The organism is Paenibacillus sp. GM2FR (assembly GCF_002803325.1).
Classification (GTDB): domain Bacteria; phylum Bacillota; class Bacilli; order Paenibacillales; family Paenibacillaceae; genus Paenibacillus_AQ; species Paenibacillus_AQ lautus.
Genome location: NZ_MKZM01000008.1, coordinates 4,149,495 through 4,168,950, shown reverse-complemented (window position 1 = coordinate 4,168,950; position 19,456 = coordinate 4,149,495). Strand labels below are relative to the sequence as shown.

At 46.3% G+C, this 19,456-nt stretch carries 13 protein-coding genes; 12 read left to right on the top strand and 1 reads right to left on the bottom strand.

Going from position 1 to position 19,456, the window contains the following annotated elements; genetic code table 11:
• Positions 1–18: 18 nt before the first annotated feature.
• The 8 genes from PAEVO_RS18875 (at position 19) to glnA (ending at position 11,739) form a co-directional block, all read left to right on the top strand.
• The gene (locus tag PAEVO_RS18875; protein ID WP_100539512.1) at positions 19–969 is read left to right on the top strand and encodes a 4-hydroxy-3-methylbut-2-enyl diphosphate reductase; all 951 of its coding nucleotides are present in this window, start codon (positions 19–21) and stop codon (positions 967–969) included.
• A gap of 602 nt (positions 970–1,571) precedes the next feature.
• Positions 1,572–2,528, top strand: coding sequence for an ABC transporter permease (locus PAEVO_RS18870; RefSeq protein ID WP_100538933.1), 957 nt, complete (start codon positions 1,572–1,574; stop codon positions 2,526–2,528).
• Between the two features lie 31 nt (positions 2,529–2,559).
• A complete protein-coding gene (locus PAEVO_RS18865; protein WP_071217862.1) occupies positions 2,560–3,456 on the top strand; it encodes a carbohydrate ABC transporter permease in 897 nt (298 codons plus the stop codon).
• Between the two features lie 85 nt (positions 3,457–3,541).
• On the top strand, positions 3,542–5,209 hold the full coding sequence (locus PAEVO_RS18860; protein ID WP_100538932.1) for an extracellular solute-binding protein: 1,668 nt from the start codon (positions 3,542–3,544) through the stop codon (positions 5,207–5,209).
• Between the two features lie 71 nt (positions 5,210–5,280).
• Positions 5,281–6,855 carry a response regulator gene (locus PAEVO_RS18855; RefSeq protein ID WP_100538931.1) on the top strand — a complete coding sequence of 525 codons (1,575 nt, stop codon included), beginning with the start codon at positions 5,281–5,283 and terminating at the stop codon, positions 6,853–6,855.
• Between the two features lie 93 nt (positions 6,856–6,948).
• The gene (locus tag PAEVO_RS18850) at positions 6,949–8,682 is read left to right on the top strand and encodes a sensor histidine kinase (RefSeq protein WP_100539511.1); all 1,734 of its coding nucleotides are present in this window, start codon (positions 6,949–6,951) and stop codon (positions 8,680–8,682) included.
• A gap of 171 nt (positions 8,683–8,853) precedes the next feature.
• A complete protein-coding gene (aroF, locus tag PAEVO_RS18845) occupies positions 8,854–9,909 on the top strand; it encodes a 3-deoxy-7-phosphoheptulonate synthase (protein ID WP_100539510.1) in 1,056 nt (351 codons plus the stop codon).
• A 405-nt stretch (positions 9,910–10,314) separates the two neighbouring features.
• On the top strand, positions 10,315–11,739 hold the full coding sequence (glnA, locus tag PAEVO_RS18840) for a type I glutamate--ammonia ligase (protein ID WP_100538930.1): 1,425 nt from the start codon (positions 10,315–10,317) through the stop codon (positions 11,737–11,739).
• Between the two features lie 153 nt (positions 11,740–11,892).
• On the opposite strand, the gene PAEVO_RS18835 is transcribed toward glnA, so the two are convergent.
• Positions 11,893–12,930, bottom strand: a complete 1,038-nt coding sequence (locus tag PAEVO_RS18835; protein WP_100538929.1) for a LacI family DNA-binding transcriptional regulator — start codon at positions 12,928–12,930, stop codon at positions 11,893–11,895.
• Between the two features lie 572 nt (positions 12,931–13,502).
• Between PAEVO_RS18835 and PAEVO_RS18830 the strand changes: the two genes are divergently transcribed.
• From PAEVO_RS18830 to PAEVO_RS18815, 4 genes are all read left to right on the top strand, one after another.
• A complete protein-coding gene (locus PAEVO_RS18830; RefSeq protein WP_100538928.1) occupies positions 13,503–14,843 on the top strand; it encodes an ABC transporter substrate-binding protein in 1,341 nt (446 codons plus the stop codon).
• Between the two features lie 107 nt (positions 14,844–14,950).
• On the top strand, positions 14,951–15,844 hold the full coding sequence (locus tag PAEVO_RS18825; protein ID WP_100538927.1) for a carbohydrate ABC transporter permease: 894 nt from the start codon (positions 14,951–14,953) through the stop codon (positions 15,842–15,844).
• Entirely contained in the window at positions 15,844–16,680 is an 837-nt protein-coding gene (locus PAEVO_RS18820) for a carbohydrate ABC transporter permease (protein ID WP_100538926.1), read from the top strand. The genes PAEVO_RS18825 and PAEVO_RS18820 overlap by 1 nt, the downstream gene beginning before the upstream one ends.
• 25 nt (positions 16,681–16,705) lie before the next feature.
• Positions 16,706–19,432, top strand: a complete 2,727-nt coding sequence (locus PAEVO_RS18815; protein WP_100538925.1) for a GH36-type glycosyl hydrolase domain-containing protein — start codon at positions 16,706–16,708, stop codon at positions 19,430–19,432.
• The last annotated feature ends 24 nt before the right edge of the window (positions 19,433–19,456 follow it).

The window sequence follows — 19,456 nt, the reverse complement described above, 5'->3', positions numbered from 1 at the left end:
GGAAAGCAGGTGGGGATCATCGAAGTCTTGAAAATATCACCGAGAGGTTATTGTTACGGTGTCGTCGACGCCATGGTCTTGGCGCGTCAGGCGGCGCAGAATCTGGATCTTCCTCGGCCTATTTATATATTGGGCATGATTGTGCATAACAGTCATGTCACGCAATCCTTTGAAGACGAAGGCATCATTACCCTGGACGGTCCGAATCGAATGGAAATTCTGAGCCAGGTGGAGAGCGGAACCGTAATCTTTACCGCACACGGGGTCTCTCCCGAAGTACGCAAGCTTGCACGGGATAAAGGATTGACCACGCTCGACGCCACTTGCCCGGATGTGACGAAAACCCATGATTTGATCCGGGATAAGGTAGCCGACGGATATGAGATCATTTACATCGGGAAGAAGGGGCATCCCGAGCCGGAAGGGGCTATCGGGATCGCACCGGAACATGTGCATCTGATCGAGAAGGAAGAAGAAATTGAACAGCTTCAGGTAAAATCATCCCGAATCATCATTACGAACCAGACCACGATGAGTCAATGGGATATCAAGCATATCATGAAGAGTCTGCTCGATAAATTCCCTGGAGCGGAGATTCACAATGAAATTTGTCTTGCAACGCAAGTCCGGCAGGAAGCGGTAGCCGAGCAAGCCGGTCAGGCGGACTTGGTCATCGTGGTTGGCGACCCGCGCAGCAATAACTCCAACCGTCTTGCCCAGGTATCCGAAGAGATAGCAGGCGTACCGGCTCACCGCATTGGCGATGTGACGGAACTCAGACGGGAATGGCTTGAAGGCGTAGGCAAAGTGGCAGTGACATCAGGGGCATCCACACCGACTCCAATTACCAAAGAAGTCATTGCCTATCTGGAACAGTATGAACATGATCAGCCGGACACTTGGGAGATCAAGCGTACGGTGAATATGAATAAATTGCTTCCACCTGTACGGGTGAAGAGCAAGTCATAAGAGACTTTTCTAAATACAACCGTCGCGATTTGGTCGTGACGGTTGTATTTTTTTGTTGATATCGGTGCTTCTTTAGTATTAACCAGTCATCGTTATACCACAGGGCCTCTTGCTTGGAATTATATACGCCACTGTTATTCATTGATTAATATCATTTTCATGATCACCTATGATATATTAGGGGTTCCAGCCCATTGACATTACAGAAAATGGTTTATAACATACCAGCACAGCAACGTTAAGCTAAATGTTGATGATACTATGAATGGCTTAGCCAAATAGAGCTAATTGAAACTCTCCCCTTGTGGTGAATGGTGGAATAACCGTTCATGTGAAATGAACCTGACACTATTGACGCAAGGGGATTTTCTATGCCTCAGATTAAATATCGGGAGGGTGAAGTTAGATAATCTGGCCTGTTAAAGCTTCCTTTTTAGGGACTCTCATAACCCCGTGAATATCCCATGCCCTGTAAGCGTTTCATTTTTCAATTGAATAATATCATTTTTCGTTGAATAGGCAAATGTTTATATGGGATCATTTATTCTACAATGTTAGACATCAGGTAAACTTCATGGCATAGAACACACGGGGGGTTGGACATGGCACAGATATCCGTAGAACAGAAGACTGTTCCTAAACGGAAGAAAGACAATGGATTTATTCGCTTCTTTAAACAGTGGGATATTCAATTAATGGTACTTCCTGCGCTCGCATTAATTTTTGTTTTCAGTTACATACCGATGTATGGTATTCTGATGGCTTTCCAAGATTTCAATATTTTCAAAGGCATGGGAGGCAGCGCGTGGGCAGGCATGAAGCACTTCCGGATGTTCTTTGAATCACCAGAGTTTACGACCGTAATGCGGAATACCATCGTAATCAGCTTACTCAAGTTTTTGATCGGCTTTCCAGCTCCGATCCTGCTTGCGCTGATGCTTAATGAAGTTCGCCATATGTTCTTCAAACGATTGGTTCAGACCGTCAGTTATCTGCCCCATTTCTTATCCTGGGTTATCGTATCAGGGTTTGTGGTTTCCATGCTGTCTACAGATAATGGAAGTGTAAACATTCTATTAGAAAAAATGAACTTGATTAAAGAGCCTATTAACTTTCTATCCATTCCTGAATACTTCTGGGGGATATTGGTGACCACAGGGCTCTGGAAGGAAATTGGGTTTTCCTCCATCGTTTACTTGGCGGCTGTAGCGGGTGTAGATCCCCATATGTACGAGGCTGCGGATATGGATGGAGCGAGCAAATTCAGACAGATCTTTACGATTACATTACCGTCCATCATGCCTGTCGTTATCATCTTTATGATTCTGGCAATAGGTAGCCTGCTCAATGCAGGATTTGAGGATATTTTACTCTTGGCTAAGAACCCTGTTTTAAGAGAGGTATCAGATGTAATTGATACTTATGTTTACCGAATTGGTATTGAAAACTCCCGGTTCTCTTATGCAACGGCTGTAGGCTTGTTCAAAGCGGTAATCAGCGTGATGCTTCTGACCATTGCCAACGTGGTAGCACGCAGATCAGGTAACAGTCTATGGTAAAACGAACATCGTATAGAGGGGAGCGATTAGATTGGTACGTTTAGGATTCGGTGATCGCCTCATGGTGATTATGATCTATGTCTGTTTAGCATTTTTGGCCTTTGTGACCTTTTATCCTTTCTGGAATGCACTTGTAATTTCATTTAACTCCGGAGCGGACACATCGCTTGGAGGGGTTACATTCTGGCCGAGAGATTTTACATTGGAGAACTACGAAATCGTGTTTCAGGATAAACGCTTGTTGAACGGCTTCGGCATATCCGTAGCACGTACGATCATTGGAACGATTACTTCGATTCTCGTAACTTCCATCTTCGCATACGGCATGACCAAGCGCGAACTGATGGGCCGCAAATATTACATGATTATGTGTATCGTGACCATGTATTTCACTGGCGGATTAATTCCAAGCTTCATGCTAACTCGTAGTTTGGGCTTGATGGATTCTTTCTGGGTGTTCATTATTCCCGGTTTGGTAAGTGTATGGAATATGATCATATTCCGAACCTTCTTTGCTGGCTTGCCTAATGGCTTGGAAGAATCGGCAAAAATTGATGGTGCGGGTAACTGGGGAATCTTCTTTAAGATTATCCTGCCATTATCGGGACCGGTTATTGCCACTTTGTCATTATTCACGGCGGTATATCACTGGAATGAATGGTTCTTACCGAGTATTTACATCAATAAAGAAGAATTGCTGCCCATTCAGACCATATTACGTCAAATACTGAATTCCAACATTATGTCTGAGCAGATGAGTAATTTGGACTCGGCATCTCAGGCCGCTTTATCTCGAATGCAGAGTGTGACCACGAAATCTTTATCCATGGCCACAATGATTGTCGCTACCGTTCCGATCATCATGGTATACCCTTTTGTACAGAAACATTTTGTTAAGGGAGTACTGGTAGGATCGTTGAAAGAGTAGCACATGCATGGCAAGCCATCCTGTTGTTTGAAGCTTAGCTTTAGACATAAATATCAAGGGGAATTTTGAAAGGGGAAATTAGAGAATGAGGCTCAGAAAAAAATCTTTGGCCACATCGGTTACTGCGTTGTTAGCAGCGGCTTTAATGCTGTCAGCATGCAGCGGTGGTACTAAGACTGCTAACCCGACTCCTAGCGACAATGGAACCAGCACACCGCCAACCGAAGCAGTATCGGAAAAATTTGTACTGGGTGAGCAACCGCTTGATTTTAGTTTTTATGGACACTATGACTGGTACACCATGCCTACATGGGGAGAAGATGCCGCAACGAAGTGGATTAAAGAGAATAAAAAAGTTGATGTAAAAGCGGTCAACTCCCAAGGTAATGCTCAACAAAAATTCAACACGATGATTGCTTCCGACGAGCTCCCTGATGTTATTTGGTTGGAGCGAGGATCGGATGTTGAAAAATTGAGAGAGAACGGCATGCTCGTACCTTACGATGACTACTTGGATAAATATCCGAACCTGAAGGAATGGTTGGGCGAGGCGGGAATCAACATGCTTCGTTCCCCGGATGGCAAGCTGTACCAATTCCCTAACTGGTACACCAGTCAACCGAACGGAAATGCAGGGTATGTAGTTAATAGCAAAATTTATAAAGAGCTTGGCGAGCCTAAGCTGGAAACAACGGACGATTTGACTAAATACCTGGAAGCTGTCAAGGCGAAATACGGAAACTCTGTAGTTCCTTATGAACCAGGTATTGAAGGACAAGGGATTGATGTGTTGTACTCTGCTTTCAAAGAGGATGCAATGACACGTTGGATTACCATTCGTGGTGTGCCTAACGGAGATAAACTGACTTCGATCTTTACGGATCCAACATATCGCGAATCGATGCAATATGCAGCGAAGCTGTTCCGCGATAAACTGATTTCTCAAGATGCATTGACTCAAACCGCTGACCAAATCAAGGAAAAAGTAATGACAGGCCGCGTTGCTGTATATGCAGCTTCCAGCCCGACTGAAAATGCAATGAACGCACATGCGGAACTCGTTGCAAAAGATCCGGAAGCCGGTTATTTCATGATCTGGCCGATTCATAAGGAAGGTCTGGATAAGAATAAAATCTTCCCAGGAACCTATACTCAACTGGGTTGGAACGTAAGCGTTATTACGAAAGCTGCAAAAAATCCTGAAGCGATCTTCGCTTTCCTGGACTGGTATACAGGTCCTGAAGGTCAAACACTATTAATGTGGGGACCGGAAGGCGGATATTGGGATGGATATGAAGAAGATGGTATAACGCCTAAGTTTACTGAAAAATATGTTACGGATGCTGCAGGTCTTGGTAAGTTGCAAGCGGAAACAACAAACCTCCAGTGGAACGGAAACACGGTATTTATTGATACAGCAAAAGCGAAATACGAAAGCACCTTGCCAGAAGAAGAGCGTAACTGGTCAACTCGTTGGCAGTATGAAATAACTTGGAAAACGCAAGCGAATGCAACGGAATTCATCAATCTTGATCCGGCCCCAGAAAGTGAAGAAGGTATTATCCGTCAGCGTGTAGAAGATATCTACACAGAAGCTAGAGCGAAGGCGCTGTTTGCGAAGGACGATGCAGAAGTATTGGCTGTCTTGGACAAAGCAGAAGCGGATGCTCAAGCAGCTGGATATGATAAGCTTCTTGCATTCAAAACAACGAAATGGCAAGAAAACTTGGCTCAAATGAATGGTCAAAAGTAGAATAACGTAAACCGAAAGGGTATGCTGCATCCGCAGCATACCCTTATCGAAATTTAGGGGAGAGGATACCCATCTATAAAGTGCTGCTGGCTGACGATGAAATACTGGACCTAGAGGGCATGAGGAGCTTTATTCCATGGGAGAGTCTTGGAATGACCGTGGTTGATTCGGTCAATAATGGATTTGCAGCATGGGAAGTCCTACAACGAGAGGATATCGATATTCTCGTGACGGATGTTCGCATGCCCAATATGACTGGTATTGAATTAGCGCAAAAAGCGCTGAAGATACATGATGAATTACAGGTTATTTTCGTAAGTGGTTACCAGGATTTCAGTTATGTTAAACAGGCAATCGCATTAAACGCTTGTAATTATGTGCTGAAGCCCATGGAGGACCAAGAGCTGATTGAAGAGTTGACAAAAGTTCGGCTTGAGCTGGACAGACTCCATGATCGTAAGGAAACAGAACGGGCTTATCAGCTGATGGTACCGATTCTTAAAAATCAGTATCTGCTGCAAATTCTCCAGAAGCCTTATGACGGTGCCATGCTGGGTATTATTAAGCGGGAATATCAACTTCATGAGATAAACTGGCCCGTACGAGTGATATTACTTGAAGTGGATGATGTCAGCTCATGGCGAAGCAATCAGTACGAGGTTGAGAATCAGAGGGGGTTAAATGAGCAGTACTTCACGAGTTTGCATAAGCAGCTGGAAAATTGCGGATTCAGGCATATCTGTAAGGTAACAGACCAGCGGATGGCCATACTCATGGACACGGCGAAAGGCAAGGAAGAGATTCAGTCATTGTTGACGGCGCTAGGTCAAGAGTATCCCCTTACCGTGACCGTAGGTGAGGGAGGGACTGCGAATCGGCTTGAAGAACTTCATCCGTCCTACGTTATGGCAGAGGGGGCCCTTGACTATAAAATGTTCCGTGGAAAAGGGAAATGGATCCTTTATAACGAAGTGCCGACAGAGGACCGGGAGGACGCGAAAAGCCTCGATCTCAGGCTGGACTCTTTATTTACCGCTATGACGAATTATGAGATCGTCAAAATCCACGACGAAATCGAAGCCATACAACTGCTTGCATCCAATATCCGCTCCAAATTTACGGTTCGGAATCTTGGAGTATACATTATATTGAAGTTGGACGCGCATTTGCATACCATGCACGAAGACCTGTTTCGGATGCTGGGAATCGAACTGAAAAACCTCGATGTACTCTTGCAATTTGAAACGATGGACGATATTTTCTCGTGGTTAAGAATGAAAGTGTTTGAGATATCGGAGCAATTGAAATTTCGCAAATCGTCCAAAAATGGACGCCTTGTTGAGGAAATTATTGATAATATAAGAGAGCGGGTACACGAGAATATTACGCTCCGGGATATGGCGAACCGTTTTTCCTTTTCTCCTAACTATCTAGGTGTTCTGTTTAAGGAAGAAACCGGTTATAATTTTAGTGATTATGTCATCAAGCTTCGTATGGAGCGAGCCAGAGAACTATTAGTCAGCACGAAACTTAAAATATATGAAGTGGCTTCTCAAACGGGGTACCAGTATTTGCCTTACTTTAGTCGTCAATTCAAAGAGATGTATGGAATGACACCGTTGGAATATAGGCGTAAACACTCTTAACATACTACTATACCGCTTGTAATGAGGTTGTGATTAGGTTTGGCGGGGAAATTCGAGCGTATCCGGGTCAAAATCCCATTTGGCTTCAAATTAATGATTTCTTACTGTGTATTCATCATCATACCGGTATTGCTTGTAGGAAATATCGCGAACCAGGTATTTATCAAATCGATTAGAGAACAAACGTATAATAACATTCAGGGTACCCTGCACCAAATGAGTGATAACATTTCGTATAAAATGGAAGACATTGTCCGCGTTTCCGACATGCTCTACTTTGATTCGTCCTTTAATAACCGGCTGCGTTATTCAGAAAGTACATGGGTTAGCTACGATACGATGGTCAATGTCCTGATTCCGAAGCTGGAAACGGCGATCAATACAGCGAACTCCAAGGTTTGGTTGTCTATTTATTTACGGAATGAAGAGTTAAGGGAAATTTATAATAATTATAGTTACTCTGATCCGCTTGAATCCAACACGCGTTTATTTGATATATATCAGTATGAGCGTCTTGAGGATAAGACCTGGTACAAGCTCTATCCCCAAGAGGAAAACTATGGATCGACGCTGGAATGGAAGCAGGTTGAAAATGATGCGGGCAACGGTCGCATTTCGCTCTTGCGCAGGCTGATAGACATCAGTTCTATACAGCTGCAGGAGATTGGATTCGTGCGAATCAATGTCAGTTTAGAAGATATGTTCGAAAGCATGGATTATAACAAAATTGGTGATGGGACAGCGTTATATTTGTCGGATTCGCAAGGCAGAGTCATTCTTTCCTCAGGCGGGGTACAGACAACCGTGTTTAAGGAGAACGAGCTGCGCAATAATGGAGACTTGCTTATTCGTAAGCCGATTCCCGTGCTCGGCTGGAATCTTATCGCTGTCGTTCCTGCAGACATTGTGGAGAAAGATACGGTGAAAATCCGGAACCTCACCCTGCTTATTTGCCTCATTTGCATTGCTATATTTTTTATAGTCAGCATTGTGATATCCAAGTATTTCAGCTTACGCGTATCCAAAATCGTTTCTGTTCTGGATTCTTTTCAGGAAGGTGCATTTCATAAACGGGCTCAGTTCAAGGGGAACGATGAGTTTACACATATCGCTTCAGCCCTGAATGATATGGGCAGCAATATCGGCAAGCTGATTAATGAGGTGTATCTGGCCGACCTTCAGAAAAAGCAAGCGGAACTGGAATCGCTGCATGCGCAGATTAATCCGCATTTCCTATACAACACCCTATCCTCCATCAGCCGTCTGGCGCGGTTTGGGATGCTGGACAAGCTGCAGCGCATGGTGATGGACTTAGCGAAGTTTTATCGTCTGTCTCTTAATGATGGACGGAATATCATCTCTGTGAAGAATGAGTTGGAACAGGCTCAGGCGTATGTAGACATTCAAAAGATTAAATACGACGAACGGATGCAGGTTACTTATGATTTTGAGCCGGAAGTGGTCCGGTATGAAACCGTGAAATTGATTTTGCAGCCGTTTATCGAGAATGTGCTGGAGCATGCCTGGACCGGGGATTATATACATGTTCGAATTACCGCCAGAGTGCTGGAAGACGTCCTAGAGTTTAAAATTATCGATAATGGCGTCGGGTTCCCGCCCGGCAGAGTTCTGGACAATACAGGCGGGCAGGATCTTACGAATGCCGGATACGGTATTCGGAATGTGGATCAACGAATCAAACTTCATTATGGCAGCGAATACGGGGTCACGTTATTCAGCCGTGCCGGTATTGGGACAACGGTAAGAATTGTGATACCCCTCGTGAAGCGCACCGTAGCGGAAGGACGCAGCAAAACATTGATGTAACAGGTGGTCTATATCTCCCGATCGTTCAGGCTTGAAGAATGGGCTTGACGAGGGGAGATATTTTCTGTATATTTACTTTATCGGTTAAAAGCATAAAAGCTTAAAAGCGAACAAGCGCGAAAGTGGCTATCACACATTAAAATGGAATATATTCAGAAAGAAGGTTTTATTATGATCGTTATTACATCCAATCAAATATCAGAGGAACAAGTTCAGCATATCGCAAGCGAGATTGAGAAGGAAGGACTGCAGGCTCACGTATCCCAGGGGGCGGATCGTACCGTGATCGGGCTGATCGGCAGCGTGAACCCGAAGCTTGCGGAGCATCTTCGCCAAATGAAGGGCGTAGAGAATGTGGTTAAAATCTCCAAGTCCTATAAGCTCGCGAGTCGTGATTTTCATCCGGATGATACCGTCATTGATATTAAAGGCACCAAGATTGGCGGCGGCAATCTGGTTGTCATGGGTGGTCCATGCGCCGTGGAATCCGCACAGCAGATTGACGAGATCGCTCAGCTGGTTAAGGCAGCAGGAGGACAAGTGCTTAGAGGCGGTGCTTTTAAACCTCGTACGGGACCATACAGCTTCCAGGGCGTTGGCGTCGAAGGTTTGATCATGATGGCGGAAGCCGGGCAAAAACATGGCCTGTTGACGATTACGGAGGTTATGACGCCCGAATACGTGGATATTTGCGCGGAGTACGCCGATATTCTGCAAGTGGGTACCCGTAATATGCAAAATTTCGATCTGCTTCGAAAACTGGGTACCTGCGGCAAGCCGGTATTACTGAAAAGAGGTTTCAGCGCAACCTATGATGAATTCCTGAATGCAGCGGAGTACATCCTTGCCGGCGGCAATCAAAATGTCATGCTCTGTGAACGCGGAATCCGAACATTCGAAACTTACACCCGCAATACGCTGGATTTATCTGCCATCCCTGTTTTACAAGGGTTGAGTCACCTTCCGGTCATTTCTGATCCGAGTCACGGAACGGGACGACGCGAGCTTGTCGAGCCGATGTCCAAGGCATCCGTGGCGGCTGGGGCAGACGGTCTTATTATTGAGATGCACACGGATCCGGACAATTCCATGACAGGCGACGGGGTGCAATCCCTGTTCCCGGATCAATTCGCCGCATTGCTTAAAGACTTGGAGCAGCTGGCCCCATTGGTAGGCAAAAGCTTTGCGACTGCGAAAGCACCGGCTTCTGAATTTGCGCGCGTATAGCTTCTGGTCAGAGATAAGGAAGAAAAACAACGGTGGCCAACCATGCTTATCTCGCAAGAAAAACTTCCGCTGAATGCGGTCTGTCTACTGAGAAAGTACGCCGATAGACGTTTTTCTGATAAGCCGTTGTATACCCGTGGATAACGTTCAGCACATCGTTATGGTTCGCCATTTCCTTAATTTCTAATATAAAAGACACCTGCAAAAAGCTTGCAGGTGTCTTTTTTCTGAGTTTACATTAACTGGTTTTTCATGTAATATAACTTAACATTGTTTTCAAAAATACCTTACATAGGTATTGACGTCAGGTTATCTCCCGGCATATAATGACGAAAAGAAATCGAAAGATTATGAACATTGTTAAGCTGTTTAAGTCTAAATGTTCGGAAATTGGGAGGAAGAGACATGTCGGTAGAGAAAGTATTGCAAACCATTAAAGAGAACAATATTGAGTGGGTTGATTTTCGTTTTGTAGACTTGTCGGGACGGGTTCATCATATTAGCTTGCCGGCTTCAGAAGTAGATGAAGAAACATTCGTGAATGGGGTCGCGTTCGATGGATCTTCTATTCCAGGATTCCGCGGCATTGAAGAATCGGATATGGTTATGATGCCTGATCCGGAGTCTAGCTATATCGATCCGTTTACAGCACATCCTACGCTTAATATTATGAGCAACATCTATACTCCGGAAGGGGATGCTTACGAGCGTGACCCGCGCGGTATCGCGGCTCGTGCCGAGCAATACCTTCAAGAGGCCGGTATCGGAACAGCAGCATTTTTCGCACCGGAATCCGAGTTCTTCCTGTTTGATGAAGTTCGCTATGAAAGCTCCATGAACAGCTCCAGCTATTTCGTAGACTCCGAGGAAGCACATTGGAATACGAACCGCAAGGAAGAAGGCGGCAACCTTGGTTTCAAAGTTGGCGTTAAGGGCGGATATGTTCCTGTAGCACCTGTGGATACTCAGCAGGATATCCGCAGCGAAATGTGCCGTTTGCTTGATGAAGCAGGACTTCGCGTTGAGCGTCACCACCATGAAGTAGCAACGGCCGGCCAAGCAGAAATCAATTTCCGTTTCGATACATTGAAAAAAACAGCTGACAACTTGTTGATCTATAAATATATCGTGCATAACACAGCACGCCAATATGGCAAAACGGCTACGTTCATGCCGAAGCCATTGTTCGGGGATAACGGAAGCGGCATGCACGTTCACCAATCCATTTTCGATGGTGACACCCCATTGTTCTACGAAAAAGGCGCTTATGCTAACCTGAGCGAAACAGCGATCCACTACATCGGCGGTATTCTGTACCATGCGCCTGCATTAATCGCTTTGACGAATCCGAGCACGAACTCCTTCAAACGTCTGGTACCAGGCTATGAAGCACCGGTTAACCTCGTATTCTCCAAAGGCAACCGTTCTGCCGCAGTGCGGATTCCGGTTGCAGCTGTAACGCCTAAAGGCTGCCGCATCGAGTTCCGTACACCGGATTCCACGGCGAACCCTTACCTTGCATTCTCCGCTATGCTGATGGCAGGCTTGGACGGTATCAAGCGTAAAATCGATCCTACCGCACTCGGTTATGGACCATTCGATAAAAACATTTATGAATTGTCCGACGCCGAGAAGAAAGAAATCCGCAGCGTACCGGGTTCCCTGGATGAAGCTTTGGATGCACTTCAAGCAGACTATGAGTTCTTGACAGAAGGCGGCGTGTTTACGCAAGAATTCCTCGAGAACTTCATTGAGTTCAAGCGTGCCGAAGCCAAAGCGGTTAATATCCGCGTTCATCCGCACGAGTACTCCCTGTACTACGACCTGTAATAAACAACGTTAAAAAGCCTAGGGCATGATGCCCTGGGCTTTTTTTGTTACACATATAAAGCCTAACTAGGCTTAGGTGAGGATTACCATACCAAGTGAGATAAAGAGGGATTCTCTTCGCTAGAAGCACCCCCGTCACCTCAGCTCTACTCTTTAGAAGTAACCGTAGTGGTGCGTATTGCTTCCGCAAGATTCACGAACGATGAGTTCAGGCTCTACGACAAAGGAGCTGACGGGTGATTGTTTATGGATAAGGTCATAGAGCATGAGCGCTGCCAAGCGGCCGATTTTCTCTTTATTTTGCCGAATCGTCGTTAGTTTGGGTGTTGTATATTTGCACGCCTCAATATCGTCACAACCGATGATCGATACATCGTCAGGGACATTCAGACTATGTTCCTGAAGTGCTTGGATGGCTCCAATCGCAATCTGATCGGAGGCTGCAAAGATTGCGCGGGGAAGAGAACCCGCCTGGATCAGCCGTGTCATGGCTTTATATCCGCTGGCCTCATGAAAATCTTCACCGCTTTGGAACCATTCCGTACGGGCCGGAAGGCCGAAGCTGTCCATGGCGTTACGATAACCGGCCTCACGCATGTTGGAGATTTCAGACTCCTTGCTGCCTCCGATGAACCCCAAGTCTCTGAAGCCTTGAAGATAGAAATGCTCCACGACCTTCGAGGACATTTTATAATTATCGGACATGATATGCCCCGACATTTCGCCGAACAGTTCAATATCGACCCCGATACACGGAATGTCGCTCTCATCAAGCTCTTTAATCGAGGGCTCGATTTCCTCGCCGGATATAATGACACAGCCATCCACCTGATAATGACGACATCGGCCTAGGTAGTCGGCGTCATCCCCTTGGAATTTCTCATTCGAAAAAAACAGTAGATCGTAACCGAGTACCCCCATTTGCTTTTTAAATGAATTCAGAACTTCAACAAAAAAAGGATGGGTAAAATCGACATTCAGCTTTCCCGCAAATATGATGCCGATTAAATTAGATTTCTTGGTTGCTAATGTTTTCGCAGAATTGGAAGGGGTGTATCCCGTCTCTTTCATAATTTCCAACACGCGTGCTTTGGTCTCCTCGGATACATCACTATAGTTGTTGATAATCTTGGAGACGGTGGATACGGATACCCCGGCCATCTTAGCGATTGTTTTGATGTTTAACGCCATGCGAAACGCCCCTTATTCTGTTTATGATGTCACTTCATAATTTTCGTAAGTTTTCGTTAATCATGATTGCCTTGTCTGTAAGTGCAAGGTTAAGGAGAGAAAGAGTGGTTTTATACGTGTTTCCTGCTCAAAATATGTTGTTTAGGTATAAGTTTTTATATGATCCGATGGAGTGATAACGGAAAACATATCGATAGAGCCTACCATTGTGATAAGTATTAACCAATCTGGTTGAAACGTATACAGCACTGATTCGAAACTGTTTCGTAAATTAGTGTATCTGCTTTAACCAGGTAAGTCAATGAAGAGAGTAGCTATGATGCTTGTAATAGAAAGGGATAAGGCTGAATCGCGTTCAATAACAAAATATTGTGGGAAAGAGAAAAAAGCTTTGACAAACAAAAAATAATGAGTAATAATAGGCCTTGCGAAACCGCTTTCGGTATATTTCGTTAAATTACGAAAATTTATAATAAATGTTTCGTAACATCAAGATGGTACTGGGCGAGAAAAAGCGGAATGATGAATCCGGTTTCATAATGAATTGCACTTTAATTTCAGGGGGTAACGAAATGATTAAGAAATTATCAGCAATACTTTTGGCGGGTGCTCTGACTTTCTCGCTAGCGGCTTGCGGAAGCAGCGATTCAGCCGATAAGGGTACACCTGCGAAAGGTGATAAAAAGGTCATCAAAATTTTACACTGGAAACAAGATAACATCAATAAAGCGGTTGAAGAGATCAACAAGAAATTTGAAGAGAAATATCCCGAGTATACGATAGAGTATACCACTACGGGTCCGGATGACGAATACAAGCAGGCGCAGAGAGCAAGAATTACCGCGAATGACGTCGACGTTTTGGCTGATTTATCGGGAATGAGGCTCTCTCCGCAGGAATGGACACCGGGAGCGAAAGTACCGGATTGGCAGCAATGGATTGATACGGGATTGATCGCGGATTTATCCGACCAAGCCTTCATTAAAAATTATAACGCTAACGATATCGAAAAAGCCGGAACTTATAACGATAAAGTGTATGCTGTTCCAACGGGCAAGGTTGCGATGTCGGGCCTGTTCTACAATAAGGAAATCTTCGAACAGAATGGATTGAGCGTGCCGAAAACGTGGTCGGAGTTCATCAAGCTGAATGATGATCTGAAAGCCAAAGGCATTACCCCGATTGTTGTTGCAGGTAAAGACGTATGGCCATTGAAACTTCCTGTATTTGCTCTGCAAGCTAAAATTCTGGGCGGCGGAGATCAGCAGAAATGGATTGAGGGCGTGTGGAAAGGCGAGACGGCTTACAACGATGAAGAGGCAATCGAAGTATTGGAAAAAATGAAGACGCTTCAAGACAATTACATGATTGACGGATTCATGGGAATTGATTATGCAACGGCACCTTCCTATTTTGCCACAGGAAAAGCAGCCATGCTGGCTGATGGTTCTTGGGATGCTCCAACCGTCGCAGCAGCAAATCCGGAGCTGAAATTCGGTTACTTCCCGCTACCGGCTACGGAAGATGCAGCCAAGAATTCCTCCTTTGTCGGCAAGTATGACGTAACCTGGTATGCTGCGGAGAAAGGACCGAACAAAGAAGGAGCCCTAAAATGGCTTGAATTCTTCTCCGAGCCGGAAAATTACACGACATTCGTGAAAGCTGCCGGTTTCATCCCGACACAGGATAACATTCAGACGGAAAGTGAATTTATTGATAATGAACTGACTCCATATCTCGGAGAGTTCGAATTGGCGTACGAAATCATGATGATTAACCGTCAAAATATTGGCGAGCATCTGGCTGCAGAAGGCGTGCATACGGAATTCCTGGCACCGGGCGGCCCGTACAAAACAGCAAAAGAACTGGCTGACATTCAACAAAAAGAATGGGAAGCTGCCGCTCCAAAATAAAGATTCTTCTATTATAAAGAGACCTATATAGAATGAACCATACTGTAGTCGGGGTCTGTGCAGCAGGCCCCGACATTCATTGAAAAGGGATTTGCGAGGTGAGAGAGATGTATCCATTTGGAAAAGGATTTAACCGATTCATACCCTTATTGCTGCTGCTGATACCGATGGCGTTGTATATCGTGTTTTATTTTGGACCATCGATCCTGACGGTCATCTATTCCTTTACCGATGTCAAGAACCTCCCGGGCAGCACGTACCAGTTTGTCGGGCTTGATAATTATAAGGAATTATTTTTCTCGGGGAACTCAGGGGAGCGGTGGCGTTCCATCGTAAACACCCTGATCTTTATGTTCGTTGTTACGATCGTGCAGAACGGGGTCGCTCTGTTTATCGCCGTCATCATTAACCAGCGCCTAAAAGGCGATTACTTCTATCGTGCGGTATTCTTCCTGCCGGTTGTATTGGGCGTAGCTGTCGTCGCTCTGATCTGGGGGATGATGTTCGATCCGTTAAACGGACCGGTCAATCGCCTCTACGACGCCCTCTTCGGCTATCAGGACATGTTCTTTGGGAGCTTCACTCACGCCTTCGGCTATATTATTTTCGTCCAGATTTGGATGTACATGGGCTACTCCATGCTGATCTTTCTGGCCGGGCTCCAATCCGTCCCGAAAGATTTATATGAGGCGGGTCATATTGACGGCACCAACAAGTGGCAATCCTTCCGTCATATTACCTTCCCCCTGATCGCACCGTCCTTCACGGTGAATATGCTGTTATCCATCATTGGCGCAATGTCTACCTTTGATATCATTCTGGCGACTACAGACGGTCGCTTCAATACAAGGACGATGGCGTATGACGTGTACAAAGAAACGTTCCGGGGAAGTTTGGAAATGGGTCTTCCTTCGGCTCTATCCGTCATACAGTTCCTGATTATTCTCCTCTTTGTTGTGGTGGCCGTCAGACAGACGCGGAAGAGAGAGGTGGAATATTGATGCAAAATTCCAAAACCACGCAAATCCTTTCTTATGGCGTCATAGGTTTGCTGCTGATTCTCTACGTTGTTCCGCTTCTGCTCGTATTCAATGTATCGCTGAAATCCTTCAACGAATATTTGCTCAACCCGATCGGGATCGTTCAGAACATCGAATGGGGCAATTACACGCAAGCATGGTCTGAGGGCAATTTCGCTGGCTATTTCACGAACAGCTTGATTTATACGGTAACGGCGACGGTATTGACCATCATCGTGTCGCTGTTTGCGGCGTTTCCGGTCGCGCGCGGATATGTGATGTGGAGCGGATTCATTTATATGTTCTTTTTGCTGTCCCAGTTTCTTCCGAATCCGATGGTTGCCCAGTATAAACTCATGCTGTCCTTCAAGGAGAGCGTTTCGTTCTTCGGCTATGATACCAAGCTTGGTTATATATTGCTGAAAACGACGGGAACGGGCGTTGTGTTCATGATGTTTGTCGGCTACATCAAGTCGATCAGCCGCGATTTGGATGAGGCCGCAGGAATGGATGGTTCCGGATATATCCGTTACCTGTTCCAGATCATTCTGCCGCTGATGAAGCCTGTTATCGCAACGGGCGTCATTCTGACCGCAATCGGAATCTGGAATGATTTTGTCGGGCCGATCATGTATCTCCCGAGTCCGTCCAACTATCCTATTACGTTCGGTCTGAAGGAATTCAGGGGGCAGTACGGGAATAACTGGCCGCTGCTGGCATGCGGAATTACGATCGTAGCTGCGCCATTGATCATTCTGTACACGTTCATACAGAAATATCTGGTGGATGGTGCTCTTGCAGGAGCCGTCAAATCCTAAGGCATAGAGGGGAAGAGATCGTGATATGAAATCAACAGGATGGAAGTTTGAGGGGAACCAGGGTGTCTTTAAGTTAAGTGATCCCGGACATCATAACTATTTATATTTTCCTTTAGTGAATGAGGCCGGCATGATGTCGGCCGTCACGCCGAATCTTCACGGTGAAATGACCAGCAGTCATAATACGTTTTTCATGTCGCCCGTATCGGTGGAGGATCTACATAATTCCAAGTCCGCACGTAATTTTTGGGTGCACGTTGACGGGCATGGCGCATGGTCCGTAACCGGCAATTCTGCCAAGCAGAACGCAAGCCGGTTCATGAACAAGGAAGAAGAAAGCCAATTGGAAGCCGGGTTTTTATGGCATAAGCTGACGCGGATGAACGGGGAGGCCGGACTGCAAGCGGAAGTAACCAGCTTCGTTCCGGTGACGGATGACAAAATCGAATTAATGAAAGTAAAACTGACCAACGTAGGCGGGCAGACGCTAAAACTGACCCCTACCGCGGCGATCCCGCTGTATGGCCGTTCGGCAGACGACTTAAGGGACCATCGTCACGTAACATCCCTGCTTCACCGGATCTTTGTCCATCGTAAAGGGATTGAAGTGCAGCCTGCTCTCTCATTTGACGAGCGGGGTCACCGTATCAATCACGTATCCTATAGTGTGCTGGGGGCGGAAGCGGACGGTGCGGAACCGATCGGTTATTTTCCGGTGCTCGAGGAATATATCGGGGAAGGCGGCGCGCTCGATTGGCCTGAGGCAGTCATTGCCAATAAGCCAGCAGGCGCACAGGCAGGAGACTCCGTGGAAGGGTACGAGGCTATAGGAGGTTTGCGGTTTGCGCAGGTTCAATTGCTGCCGGGTGAATCCAAGGTCTTTGTCATGGCAATGGTTATTTCAGAGGATCGCGCAGACACTGAAAGGCTGTCTGAAACGTATTTATCGGAGAATCGCTTTGATGGGCTGCTTGCTCAGAATGAAGCCTATTGGAATGACAAACTGAATACGGTATCCTTCCAGACCGGAGATCAGCAGCAGGACTTGTGGATGAAATGGGTAACCTTGCAGCCGATATTGAGGCGCCTATATGGCAACTCATTTCTTCCTTATCATGACTATGGCCGCGGAGGGCGTGGATGGCGTGACCTATGGCAGGACTGCCTCGCATTGATGATCATGGAACCGTCCGAGGTCCGGTATCTGCTGCTCAATAATTACGCGGGTGTCCGGATGGACGGAAGCAATGCCACGATTATCGGAACGAAGCCCGGTGAGTTTATCGCTGACCGGAACAACATACCGCGCGTATGGATGGATCACGGTGCATGGCCATTCATGACCACGCTGCTTTATATAGATCAGAGCGGGGATTTGGATTTCCTGAAGCAGCCGCAGACCTATTTCCGCGACGTATTTGTTAGTCGGTGCAAGGAGAAGGACAGCGGATGGCTGCCTGAGCATGGGAATCAGCTCTTAACCGTGAACGGTGAGGTATACGAAGGTACGATACTGGAGCACATGCTGCTGCAGAATTTGGTTCCGTTCTTTAATGTCGGTGAACACAATAACATCAAGCTTGAGGGAGCAGACTGGAATGATGGTCTCGATCTTGCCCCGGACAGAGGCGAGAGCGTAGCCTTTACTGCGTTCTATGCAAGCAATTTGATGCAGCTTGGCGATCTGCTGCTGGCATGGCAGGACGGCGAAGGCGTGGAGTTTCTTGAAATTGCGGAAGAAATGGCCGTGCTGCTTGATTCGGTAACGGCTCCCGTCTCCTATGACGATGTGCAGGAGAAGCTGGAACTGCTTGATCAGTATTATCAGGCCGTTAAAGTCTCCGTCACCGGAAACAAACGAAAGTTTAGCGTTGCGGAAGTTGTGAAGGATTTGAAATGGAAAGCGGACTGGATCATCCGGCATTTGCGCAGCAAAGAATGGATTACGAGTCAAGAAGGATACTCGTGGTTTAATGGTTATTACAATAATGACGGAGCGCGCGTGGAAGGCGACCATCCCCTTGGCGTGCGCATGACGCTCACAGGCCAGGTCTTTGCTGTGATGGGCGGAATTGCGGACGATGAACAGGTAGGACAAATTACGAAGTCGGTTGATCGGTATTTAAAAGATCCGAGCATCGGCTATCGTCTGAATACGAACTTTGGCGAGATTCAGCAAAATCTGGGGCGGGCATTCGGTTTCGCGTTCGGGCATAAAGAGAATGGAGCCATGTTCAGCCATATGAGCGTCATGTACGCTAACGCTCTTTATAAGAGAGGTTTCGTCCGAGAGGGATACGAGGTATTACAATCGATTTACGATTTGAGCAATGACTTTGAACGCAGCCGCATGTATCCGGGAATTCCCGAGTACATCAACGAGAAGGGAAGAGGGATGTATCCCTATCTTACCGGTTCGGCAAGCTGGCTTTTGCTTACCATGCTGACCGAGGTCTTTGGCGTGAAAGGAAAACTGGGACATCTGCTCTTGGAGCCGAAGCTCAGGCCTTCGCAATTCGGAGCCGATGGCATTGCCGTTGTGCATACGCGATTTGCGGGTAAACAGCTTCAGATTGTATACAGCAATCCGAAGCGATTGGATTACGGAAGCTATACGATTCAATCGGTTACGCTGAACGGCGAGAAGATTCAGCTGCGCAGTCAGAAACCGGGGGCAGCCGAATTGGATCGCAGCTTGCTGTCCGCGTTATCCGATGACGAGTGTCAACGGATTCGTGTCGAGCTTGCCTGACACACGAGCATACAACATTTTGGA